The organism is Cytobacillus sp. IB215316 (genome assembly GCF_033963865.1).
Taxonomy (GTDB): domain Bacteria; phylum Bacillota; class Bacilli; order Bacillales; family SM2101; genus Nanhaiella; species Nanhaiella sioensis.
On record NZ_JAXBMC010000005.1, the window covers coordinates 226,426 to 238,092 of the forward strand.

Genomic DNA, 11,667 nt, shown 5'->3' on the forward strand with positions numbered 1-11,667 from the left:
TATTTATAATGAGAGCTAACCTATTAAAGGTTAGCTCTTTTTATTTCATAAGGTCAATATTCAACTAAGCTACAAAATAGGTAGATTTAATGTTTGTTCTATTTTTACAGCGTAATTAATAGTATTTATATAATAGTTTATGGTTTTTATAATTTATTTATAAAAATACAATTGATTTTATATTTATTCAGTATTATAATGAAAACTAATTTTACGTGATGTTCAAAAAAACATGACAAAGACAGAGGTGTAGCTTTGAATTGAGTGAATCAATGCTGTCTAAGAAATAGAGGGGGATCGCAGATGAGAGCTGCTGTAATCGGTGCAACAGGTTATGGAGGAGTAGAACTACTACGTTTATTGCAGCAACATCCAGTCGTTAATGTTCATTCTGTTCATTCATCTTCTAATGATGGATTACCATTAGGGCAGATGTATGGACATTTATCTGGAAGTTTGAAATTTCAGTTAGAAAGTATTGATATTGACAAAATTGGTAGTGAGGTAGATGTGGTATTTATGGCAACACCAGCTGGTGTATCTAGTGAATTGACATCACAATTCAGTGAATATGATACACATATCATTGATTTATCAGGTGATTTGCGGCTACAAGATAATAAAACTTATGAAAGATGGTATAACAAGACTCCAGCTCCATCTCAAATTGTCAAGGAAGCTGTATATGGATTATCCGAGTGGAATAGCAATAAAATTAGTGAAGCTAAGATTATTGCAAATCCCGGTTGTTACCCTACGGCGGTACTACTAGGTTTAGCACCTTTAGTTCAGATGGATTTAATTAAGGAAGAATCGATCATTATTGATGCAAAATCAGGTGTTTCGGGTGCAGGAAGAAGTTTAGCTACCGCTGTTCATTTTGCTGAAACAAATGAGAATCTAAAAATCTATAAAGTAAATCAACATCAGCATATTCCAGAAATAGAGCAAATGCTCCTTAATTGGAATGGTAGCATTCAACCAATTACATTTAGCACCCATCTTGTTCCAATGACTCGAGGTATTATGGCGACAATGTATGTTGAGCCTAAAAAACAGCTCAAAACGGAGGAGCTGTATGATATTTATAAGTGTGCATATGATGAGCATTATTTTGTACGAGTAAAGGATGCATTTCCATCAACGAAGGAAGTTTATGGGTCAAACTATTGTGATATTGCATTGATGAATGATGAAAGAACAGGAAGAATTACAATTGTTTCAGTGATTGATAATCTAGTTAAAGGAGCAGCAGGTCAGGCTATTCAAAACTTAAATATTTTACTAGGTATGGATGAACATACTGGCTTAGATTTACTACCTGTTTATCCATAGATGTCATATATATTTTTCTTTCTCTTACGAAAAAAATAATGGAGGAATAAGTTTGATTAATATGAAAACAAAAGTAGGTACTGTTAATGTATTGCCAGAAGGAACGATAACATCTCCTGAAGGGTTTCAAACGGATGGGGTTCATGCAGGTTTAAGATACACAAAAAATGATCTAGGTATTGTTCTCAGTGAAGTACCAGCCACATGTGCTGCAGTATATACACAAAGTCATTTTCAAGCACCTCCATTAAAAGTTACGCAACAAAGTATTGCAGTTGAAAACAAGCTTCAAGCTATTGTTGTAAACAGCGCCTGTGCCAATGCATGCACCGGTGAACAAGGTATGCAGGATGCATATGAAATGAGACATTTATGTGCTACACAATTTTCGATGCGAGAACACCTCATTGCAGTAGCTTCAACAGGAGTAATAGGTGAATTATTACAAATGAATAAGATCCGTTCTGGAATAAAAAAACTTAAACCTAACAAAACGAAAAAAAATGCACAGCATTTTGAATCAGCTATTTTAACGACTGATACCGTTACAAAAAAGGCATGTTATCAGACAGTTATTGATGGAAAAACAGTGACAATAGGTGGAGTAGCTAAAGGTTCTGGTATGATTCACCCCAACATGGCTACTATGCTTTCATTTATTACGACTGATGCCAATATTGATTCAGCAATTTTACAAAATACTTTACGAATAATAACGAATCAATCATTCAATCAAATAACTGTTGATGGTGAGACATCTACTAATGACATGGTTATTGTGATGGCTAATGGGCTAGCTAATAATGAACCATTAACCCCAATACACTCTGAATGGAAGCAGTTTTACACAGCTTTAATGCATGTTTGTGAAGATTTAGCTAAACAAATTGCTCGTGATGGGGAAGGAGCAACAAAGCTTATTGAAGTGAAAGTGAAAGGTGCAGTAAACGACGATGAAGCAAGGGAAATGGCTAAACAAATTGTCGGTTCTAACCTTGTTAAAACAGCGATTTACGGTAATGATGCGAACTGGGGAAGAATAATTGGGGCGATTGGACATAGTAGTGCATCAGTTAATCCAAATACTGTAGATATTACGGTCGGTTCAATAAAGATGTTAATTGCGAGTCAACCACAGCCGTTCTCCGAGGAAAGAGCAACAGCATATTTAGCAAATAATGATATTTATATTGAGGTACATTTGAATATAGGTGATGGCGAAGGAGTAGCATGGGGCTGTGACTTAACTTATGATTACGTCAAAATTAATGCAAGCTACCGAACGTAAGGAGGATGGGGATGAGTAATGACATCATCGTAATTAAATGTGGAGGAAGTGTTATAACAGAGCTTTCAGCACAGTTTTTTAAAGGGCTCCATGAACTTCAAAAACGAGGAAAGAAAGTGGTTATTGTACACGGTGGAGGGCAAATTATTAACCAATTATTGTCACGAATGAACATACGAGTGGAATTTGTTGATGGCTTACGTAAAACGACAAAAGATGTGTTAGATGTAGTAGAAATGACTTTAGCTGGAAAGGTTAATAAACAATTTGTGACTAATTTATCTCAATATGGTCTCAAAGCTGTAGGACTATCAGGTTGTGATGGACAAATGTTGCTAGTGAAGCCTATTGAATTTGAGAAGTTAGGTTACGTAGGTGAAGTTGATCATGTAAACGTAGATTTGCTTATAACGCTACTTAACGATGACTACATCCCAGTTGTTGCACCAATAGGCATGAGTTCACAAGGGGGGAAATACAATATTAATGCTGATTCAGCAGCAGGGAGTATTGCTGAAGCACTCAATGCAAAGCAATTATTGTTTGTTACAGACGTTCCAGGTATATTACAAAATGGTATTCTTTTAGAAGAAGCATCTGAAAACCAAATTAATGGCATGATAAGTGATGGGACGATTTATGGAGGTATGATTCCAAAGGTCAAAGCAGCAATTCACTCATTATCAGACAAACTACAAGAAGTGATGATTGTCAGCGGGAAAAATAGCATCTTATCTGCCAGCGGGTCGTTGCACGGAACGAAAATAAGAAAAATGTAAGAGTTTTTTATAACTCTTGATCAATAAAGAGTGCATTATAAGAATGTGTTTAATAAATGGAAAGTATAATATTTTTGCAGAGAATCATTCGCTATACAGGGGTTATCTATATCTAGCTCTAGCACCTATCCCTCGAGACCACTTCGCCATTTCAACCGAAGGAAAAAAGACGCCTTCATGTGAAATGTGTCCAGTGCTTGTCGGGGATGATACAGTCGCTTGCGCTTTTCTAATTGGGAGGTAGCTTACAATGACGAAAGAAACATTATTTCCTACTTATCAGCGTTGGGACATTCATGTTGCTTCAGCTGAAGGTTCACATATCACTGATGAAATGGGCAAAAGTTATCTAGATTTTGTGTCTGGAATAGGCGTATGTAATCTAGGTCACCGTCATCCAAAAGTTCAACAAGCAATAGAAAAACAATTACAAACATTTTGGCACGTCTCAAATTTGTTTCATGTTGACTCACAGAAAGAAGTCTCACGTCTACTTGTTGAAAATAGTAACGGTTCAGCAGTCTTCTTCTGTAACAGTGGTGCTGAAGCAAATGAGGCAGCAATTAAACTAGCAAGAAAACATACGAATAGATCAAGAATAATTACATTTAAACAGTCATTTCACGGCAGAACATTTGCTACGATGACGGCTACAGGGCAGGATAAGGTTCATGATGGATTTGGACCTTTATTAGAAGAGTTTCTTTATCTACCATTTAATGATATCGAAGCGATAGAAAAAGTGATTGATAGTCATGTAGCAGCCATTATGCTAGAAATTGTTCAAGGTGAAGGTGGAGTTGTACCAGCTGAGCGTGATTTTTTACTAAGGGTTGAGGAATTATGTAACAAGTATGGAGCACTCCTTATTGTTGACGAAGTACAAACAGGGGTTGGTAGAACGGCATCTAAGTTTGCATATCAAAAATTTGGTATTTCACCACATATTATTACTGTTGCCAAGGGGTTAGGAAGTGGTTTACCCATCGGTGCAATGATTGGGACTGAGAATCTAATCAATACATTTGGTCCAGGCTCTCACGGTTCAACATTTGGTGGAAATCCAATAGCTATCGCTGCAGCAAAAGCAACATTAGAAATCATATTTGATGATGTTTTTTTACAGCAAGTTGAACAAAAAGCAGTCTATTTAAAGAATAAACTGAGTGATGTTTGTAAGCATGTAAGCTTCATAGAAGAAATTCGCGGGGAAGGATTGATGATAGGGATTGCTTGTAATATCAATGTTACAGATATTATATCGAAAGTCCGTGAGGAAGGACTACTTGTATTACCAGCAGGTCCACAAGTGATTCGGCTATTACCACCACTTACAGTAAGCTATGATGAAATAAATTATGCAATAAATATCATTAGTAAAGTTGTATCAGATATAACAATGGTAGCTAAATAACTATCGGGTTATTTTTTTAATCCGAAATGCATAAAAATTCAATAAAATAAATAAAAATACAAAAAGAGGTGTAGCATGAAAGCATATTTAACGTTAACGAATGGGAATGTCTACGAAGGGGACATAAAATCACCTCTTTCGACTAATATATCTGGTGAAGTTGTGTTCTTTACAGGAATGACAGGATACCAAGAGGTTCTCACTGATCCTTCGTATAAAGGACAAATTATTGTTTTTACTTATCCTTTAATAGGGAACTATGGAATTAACGCTGTAGATTTTGAAAGTAACAAACCACATGTTGCTGGAGTAATTGTGTACGAAGCGAAAGAATCATTAAATCATTTTGAAGCTGAGAAAACACTAGAACAGTATTTAAGGAAATGGAATGTTCCATTAATTACACATATTGATACGAGGGCCATCGTCAAAACAATTCGGGATAGTGGCACTATGTTAGGACAAATATCTCATATACCACATACGCATTTTAGCAAAATAAAGCATTTACATGAAGAAAAGTTGGCTGTTGCTGAAGTATCTACTAAGAACAATCAAACATTAGGTACGGGATTTCCACACATTTTAGTTATAGACTTTGGATACAAACAATCAATTGTTGAACAATTGATAAAACGTGGCTGTATGGTAACGATCGTACCATATCATACAAACTATAACACAATTACTGAAATTCAACCTGATGGTATATTGTTATCTAATGGTCCAGGAGACCCAAAGGCACTTGAAAACATCATAAGTGAATTAAAAAAAATATTATCTAATTACCCGACCTTAGCAATTTGTTTAGGACATCAGCTCGTTTGCTTAACATTTGGAGCGAATACATTAAAGTTATCTTTTGGTCATCGCGGTGCTAATCAACCAGTGCGTGATTTAACAAATAATAAAGTTTTTATGACATCACAAAATCATAGTTATGTTGTGGATGAACATAGTCTCAGTGAAACTTCATTACAACCACGTTTTGTCAATGTAAATGATCGTTCGATAGAAGGTGTAACACATAAAACGTTACCAATATTAACAGTTCAATACCACCCTGAGGCTAATCCAGGGCCTGTTGAAAGTGAATGGGTCTTTGACGAATTTATAGATAGTGTTTGTGCGGTTAGGGGTGAGAAAGTGTATGCCTAAAGATACAACAATTCAAAGCATCCTAGTCATTGGGTCAGGTCCAATTATTATTGGTCAGGCAGCAGAATTCGATTATTCAGGCACACAAGGATGTAAAGCATTAAAAGAAGAAGGGTACCGAGTGATTTTAATTAACAACAATCCGGCAACAATTATGACAGATGATTTGTATGCTGATGTTGTTTATTTTGAACCATTAACAGTTGACTGCGTAACAAAAATTATTGCTAAAGAAAGACCAGATGGATTGTTAGCAACACTAGGTGGTCAAACTGGGTTAAATCTTGCATTTTCCTTATATGAAGAAGGTGCATTAGAAAAATATAGTGTTCGCTTATTAGGCACTTCAATTGAATCGATAAAAAAGGGTGAGGATCGAGAAGAATTTCGTGAACTTATGAAAAAACTAGATGAACCAGTTCCTGAAAGTGAAATTGTCACAACGTTGGAAGGTGCTCTAGGTTTTGCATCAAAAGTGGATTTTCCCATAATTATACGCCCTGCATATACATTAGGAGGAACAGGTGGTGGTATCGCCTACAATGAAGAACAGTTTAAGTCATTCGTAACGAATGGGTTATTAGCGAGCCCGATTTCTCAATGTTTAATTGAGAAAAGTGTAGCTGGCTTTAAAGAAATAGAATATGAGGTAATGCGTGATTCAACGGGAACATGTATTACGATCTGTAATATGGAAAATATTGATCCTGTCGGAATACACACAGGGGATTCAATCGTTGTTGCACCTTCTCAAACAATTTCTGACAATGAATATCAATTGCTAAGAACAGCATCTATAAAGATCATATCAGCTTTAGGTATTGTCGGTGGGTGCAATATTCAATTTGCACTTGATCCATACAGTAAGCAATATTATTTAATAGAAGTTAATCCAAGAGTTAGTCGTTCATCTGCATTAGCATCAAAAGCTACAGGTTATCCAATTGCAAAAATAGCCGCTAAACTCGCAGTTGGCTATTCATTAGCAGAATTAACCAATCCAGTAACTGGTTATACTTTTGCAAGCTTCGAACCAAGTTTAGATTACACTGTGGTTAAAATCCCGAGATGGCCGTTTGATAAATTTCCGGCTGCGGATCGGACATTAGGTACACAAATGAAGGCAACAGGAGAAGTCATGGCACTTGACCGGAATATTGAAAGGGCCATTCAAAAAGCAATTCAATCACTTGAACTTGAAAGCATCGGATTGTTGTTAAAAGAGCTATGTGAATTTGCTACAGAACCTCTCCTGAAACTTCTAAAGGAAGCTGATGATAGGAGGTTATTCGTAATTCTTGAATTATTACGCAGGGAAATTTCAGTCGATGTTATATTTGAGCATACGAAGATTAATTATTTCTTTTTGCATATATTTTCGCAACTAATTGACTTTGAACAGAAAATAAAACAAATGTCATTAAATAGCGTTACAAAAGAAGAAATGCAACAGATGAAAGAAAAAGGCTTTTCAGATGAGTACATCGCTTTGTTATGGAATGTCAATGAGCTTGATGTAAGAAGTAAAAGAAAGTCGTTAGGAATTGTTCCTTCTTATAAAATAGTAGATACTTGTGCAGCTGAATTTAAGACGAAAACAGCCTATTATTATTCCAGCTATTTTGGAGAAAACGAACTAGCAGCTTCTTCAAAAGAAAAGGTACTCATTATTGGTTCTGGTCCTATACGGATTGGTCAAGGAATCGAGTTTGATTATAGTTCAGTTCATGCTTGTTTTGCCTTACAACAAGAAGGGTATGAAACGATTTTGATAAACAATAACCCAGAAACTGTAAGCACCGATTATGAAACAGCAGATCGTTTATATTTTGAGCCATTGATCTTTGAAGATGTATTAAATGTTATAGAAGCAGAAGGTGTCGAAAAAGTAATCGTTCAGTTTGGTGGTCAAACTGCAATTAATCTTGTTCAAAAGTTAGAAAGTTATGGTGTTGAAATTGTTGGAACCTCCCATCATAGAGTAAACCTGTTAGAAGACAGAGATCTTTTTTACAAGCTTCTATCGGAAATTGATGTACCACATGTACCTGGCAAAATAGCGTTAAATGAGTATGACATATTAGAGAAAGCGCGTGAAATAGGTTATCCGATTTTACTGAGACCTTCATACGTTATTGGTGGGAAGGGCATGGTCACGTATTCATCAGAGCAGGAATTAAAAAAATATATGAATAAACAAACACAGAGAATGTACCCGGTATTAATAGACGCCTTTATCCCTGACAAAGAAGTGGAGGTTGACGTGTTATCGGATGGGAAAAATATAGTCATTCCAACGATCATTGAACATATTGAACGAGCAGGAGTTCATTCAGGTGACAGTTATGCTGTTTTACCAGCATATAGTTTAACAGGAGAAGAAAGAGACAAAATTGTTGCCTATACGGAAAGAATTGCTCAAAAGCTATCTTTCACAGGTGTGATGAATATTCAATTCGTCATAAACAAAGGTGATGTTTTTGTACTTGAAGTTAATCCAAGGGCTAGTAGAACAGTTCCTATTGTGAGTAAGGTAACAAATATACCTATTATACAAATTGCGACAAAATTATTGCTTGGGAAATATACATTAGATCAACTGTATGGCAACAAAGGGTTACTAGAGAATCAACCGTATTACACTGTGAAATCCCCTGTTTTTTCCATAAACAAGTTGAATGGGGTCGACCCGACTGTTGGACCAGAAATGAAAGCTACTGGAGAAGGGATTAGCATTGCGTTAACGATAAATGAAGCACTCGCAAAGACATTTCATTCTTATCTTCAGTCACACGAAGGAAGTAATGAAATATTTATTGACCTTGATGACGAACAAGATGAATTAAAGGACACGCTATATCACGAGATTGAAGCAGCTGGTTTAATAGCAGTAGAAGATGTAAATATTGATGTTTGGCTGAAGAAAAAAGAAGCATTAGCAGTGATTAGTATAAATGAAGGAAAACAAGCATTGACTAATCGCATAAAGTCTATCGCTCATAGTAAACAAGTATTCACTCAATATGAGACAGTGAAAGCGTTTTTTACAGCAATTTCTCACAAGAAATTTACGATGCATTCGATACAAGAGTGGCAAGAAAAATCTAAATTAACGCAGGAAGTGGTGATATAATGGCAGCTCTACCAAAAGTGAAGACCAATATTCAATTAAAGGGTATGGATTTGCTGACACTAAGTGAATTGAATATCGACGAAATCATGTATTTATTAAACACTGCATTATATTTGAAGAAGGCAAGTAAAAGCGGTAAGCATAGTAAGGTACTAGATGGTCAAACATTAGCTATGATATTTGACAAGCCTTCAACACGAACGCGTGTGTCGTTTGAAGTAGGGATGACGCAATTAGGTGGTCACGCGCTATTTTTGAATAGTAATGATTTACAATTAGGTAGAGGAGAAACAATAGCAGATACCGCAAAAGTATTATCACAATATGCAGATGCCATTATGATTAGAACGTTCGCTCATAGCACAGTTGAAGAATTAGCGTTACATGCTAAAATTCCTGTCATTAATGGTCTTACAGATCAATTTCACCCATGTCAAGCATTAGCTGACTTATTAACAATCTATGAAACGAACAAAACTTTTGAAGATGTTAAACTAGTTTACGTTGGAGACGGGAATAATGTGGCCCATTCATTAATGATAGCATCGGCTAAAGTAGGTTTAGATTGTGTCATAGCTTGCCCTAAAGGATATGAACCTGAGAGTGAAATTTTTAAACTAGCTTCTCAATTTGCTAAAGAAAGCGGGGCTTCGATTGACATTTCTCATGACCCATATCATGCTATAGAAATGGCTGATTTTGTTTACACTGATGTGTGGGCAAGTATGGGCCAAGAAAAGGAGCAGGCAGAGCGGTTACAAGTGTTTCAACAATTTCAGGTGAATGAAAATTTAATCAAGAAAGCTAAGTCTAACTTTAAATTTTTACATTGTCTACCTGCACATAGAGGTGAAGAAGTTACTGCTGAAATTATAGATGGCAATCACTCTGTAGTATTTGAACAGGCTGCGAATCGTTTACACGTTCAAAAAGCATTATTGCAAGAGATACTCAGTTAGTTAGTTAACATAAACATCGTAGTAAAAAACTCCCTATTATAATATTAATTGGGAGTTTTTCTATACCTTCTTTTTGGTTTGTTATATTTTCAGTATGTGAGCTTAAAATAACGCATAAATTGTTACGAGCGTTCCTACGATAAAGCAATATATTGCAAAATATTTCAAGTTTCCTCTTGCCATGATGCCCATAAACCACTTTAAAGAAAAGTAAGAAGCAAATAGTGAAGCAAAGAAGGCAACTGTATATGGTATGGCTAATGTTTTTAAATTCTCGTCAGTTAAAATATCTGTAAAGCCTAATACCATCCCACCTGTACTGACTGGAATATATAATAAGAAAGAAAAACGTAACGCAGTTTCTTGCTTCATGCCGAGTAACATAGCAGCAACAATCGTTGCTCCAGATCGGCTAATTCCAGGAATGAGTGCAACAGCTTGGGCAAACCCTACAATAATGGAATCTCTAAGTGTAAGCTCAGCATCATTTTTTCTCCCGCGTAAATTACGAATCGTCCATAGTGCGATACCAGTAATTAATAAAGCAATTCCAAGAACATAAATTTTCTTCAAATGATAAGAAATGAAATCATCAAATAATACACCAATGACTCCAGCAGGAATTGTTCCGATAATTAAATAAATGATAAAACGAAAATCTGATTTTGCACTTTCATCTTTTTTTATAACATATGCAATGCCATTAGTTGTTAAACGAATCAAATCTTCTCTATAGATGAGTAGGACTGCGATAAGAGATGCTGTATTGACAAGTAATGCGAATGACATATCTTCAGTTTTTATTCCAAAAATAGTCTCTGCTAAAAATAAATGGCCGCTTGATGAAATAGGAATTGGTTCTGTGAACCCTTGGAATATTCCTAACAATAAATATTTAAGTAAGAGAAATATTTTTTCAAATGAATCCACGTATAAAATCCTCCAATATTGATGCTACTATTTATTCATTTAACTATACTTTCTGTATGGCTGTAAAGAGTTAATTTCTATGTAAAGGCTGTTCTTACAAAGATTGTTGTTTTAATGAGCTGCTTTCGTTTTACTTAGTAATTATTTTCTTATATAGCCAATAAACGCTTTGTAAATTAGCTTTTATAGCATTTTTTCAGAAAATGATGCACATACTGTCTAATTTTTAGTTTCAAGAGAAGGTCTTGTGTAAATTAAAAAGCTCGTCACATAAAAGATGTATTCACATGAAATAAGAAATATTCTTTCAAAATGATATGTAGAAAACATGAAATTGTAGTTAAAAGGAAATAGTAATACTGCATGTGGAAAAGAGTGTGAATGAGAAAGAAGGAACTTTCCAAAGTCTTTTCATGCTCTTGCTGAGATAAATTGTTTTAAGGAGTGAGAAAGATGGGACAAAGTCATCGCTTTAGATCAGGGCAAAGAGCTCCGAATAATGGAGAATATGTTGAAGTAGGGGAGACAGGGGATAATGTGAAAAATCCAAAGAAGATTAGATTAAAAGCAGGAGATCCATTCCCAGAAGCATCAAATCATAATAGACATTGGACATACAAAAGAAAACCTTAAATACTGATAAAATCCGAAGGTTCTATTCGTAAATTAAT

The 11,667-nt window shown here is 35.3% G+C and carries 9 protein-coding genes; 8 read left to right on the forward strand and 1 reads right to left on the reverse strand.

The window, feature by feature from the left end; all coding sequences use genetic code 11:
- Positions 1-303 precede the first annotated feature (303 nt).
- The 7 genes from argC to argF all read left to right on the forward strand — a co-directional run bounded on the left by argC (position 304) and on the right by argF (position 10,066).
- Positions 304-1,335, forward strand: coding sequence for an N-acetyl-gamma-glutamyl-phosphate reductase (argC, locus tag SLH48_RS11290; protein WP_320258224.1), 1,032 nt, complete (start codon positions 304-306; stop codon positions 1,333-1,335).
- Between the two features lie 61 nt (positions 1,336-1,396).
- Positions 1,397-2,623 carry a bifunctional ornithine acetyltransferase/N-acetylglutamate synthase gene (gene argJ, locus SLH48_RS11295; RefSeq protein WP_320258259.1) on the forward strand — a complete coding sequence of 409 codons (1,227 nt, stop codon included), beginning with the start codon at positions 1,397-1,399 and terminating at the stop codon, positions 2,621-2,623.
- A gap of 11 nt (positions 2,624-2,634) precedes the next feature.
- Positions 2,635-3,402 carry an acetylglutamate kinase gene (argB, locus tag SLH48_RS11300; protein ID WP_413785408.1) on the forward strand — a complete coding sequence of 256 codons (768 nt, stop codon included), beginning with the start codon at positions 2,635-2,637 and terminating at the stop codon, positions 3,400-3,402.
- 250 nt (positions 3,403-3,652) lie between these two features.
- Positions 3,653-4,816 (forward strand): acetylornithine transaminase, encoded by a 1,164-nt coding sequence (locus SLH48_RS11305; RefSeq protein ID WP_320258226.1) that lies wholly within the window; start codon positions 3,653-3,655, stop codon positions 4,814-4,816.
- Positions 4,817-4,891: 75 nt separating this feature from the next.
- Entirely contained in the window at positions 4,892-5,974 is a 1,083-nt protein-coding gene (locus SLH48_RS11310; protein ID WP_320258227.1) for a carbamoyl phosphate synthase small subunit, read from the forward strand.
- Positions 5,967-9,107 (forward strand): carbamoyl phosphate synthase large subunit, encoded by a 3,141-nt coding sequence (locus tag SLH48_RS11315; RefSeq protein WP_320258228.1) that lies wholly within the window; start codon positions 5,967-5,969, stop codon positions 9,105-9,107. The genes SLH48_RS11310 and SLH48_RS11315 overlap by 8 nt, the downstream gene beginning before the upstream one ends.
- Complete coding sequence (gene argF / locus SLH48_RS11320) at positions 9,107-10,066, forward strand: ornithine carbamoyltransferase (RefSeq protein ID WP_320258229.1); 960 nt, start codon at positions 9,107-9,109, stop codon at positions 10,064-10,066. Before SLH48_RS11315 ends, argF begins: the two co-directional genes overlap by 1 nt.
- Positions 10,067-10,168: 102 nt before the next feature.
- Here the strand turns inward: argF and SLH48_RS11325 are convergent, their stop codons facing one another.
- The gene (locus SLH48_RS11325) at positions 10,169-10,996 is read right to left on the reverse strand and encodes an undecaprenyl-diphosphate phosphatase (protein ID WP_320258230.1); all 828 of its coding nucleotides are present in this window, start codon (positions 10,994-10,996) and stop codon (positions 10,169-10,171) included.
- A 453-nt stretch (positions 10,997-11,449) separates the two neighbouring features.
- Between SLH48_RS11325 and SLH48_RS11330 the strand changes: the two genes are divergently transcribed.
- Entirely contained in the window at positions 11,450-11,629 is a 180-nt protein-coding gene (locus SLH48_RS11330) for a YjzC family protein (RefSeq protein ID WP_320258231.1), read from the forward strand.
- Positions 11,630-11,667 lie beyond the last annotated feature (38 nt).

Excerpts from the sequence above, each read along its gene's own strand:
- SLH48_RS11315 (WP_320258228.1), top strand. The coding sequence starts at position 5,967 with ATGCCTAAAGATACAACAATTCAAAGCATCCTAGTCATTGGGTCAGGT.
- argJ (WP_320258259.1), top strand. The coding sequence starts at position 1,397 with ATGAAAACAAAAGTAGGTACTGTTAATGTATTGCCAGAAGGAACGATA.
- argF (WP_320258229.1), top strand. The coding sequence starts at position 9,107 with ATGGCAGCTCTACCAAAAGTGAAGACCAATATTCAATTAAAGGGTATG.
- argB (WP_413785408.1), top strand. The coding sequence starts at position 2,635 with ATGAGTAATGACATCATCGTAATTAAATGTGGAGGAAGTGTTATAACA.
- argC (WP_320258224.1), top strand. The coding sequence starts at position 304 with ATGAGAGCTGCTGTAATCGGTGCAACAGGTTATGGAGGAGTAGAACTA.
- SLH48_RS11305 (WP_320258226.1), top strand. The coding sequence starts at position 3,653 with ATGACGAAAGAAACATTATTTCCTACTTATCAGCGTTGGGACATTCAT.
- SLH48_RS11310 (WP_320258227.1), top strand. The coding sequence starts at position 4,892 with ATGAAAGCATATTTAACGTTAACGAATGGGAATGTCTACGAAGGGGAC.
- SLH48_RS11330 (WP_320258231.1), top strand. The coding sequence starts at position 11,450 with ATGGGACAAAGTCATCGCTTTAGATCAGGGCAAAGAGCTCCGAATAAT.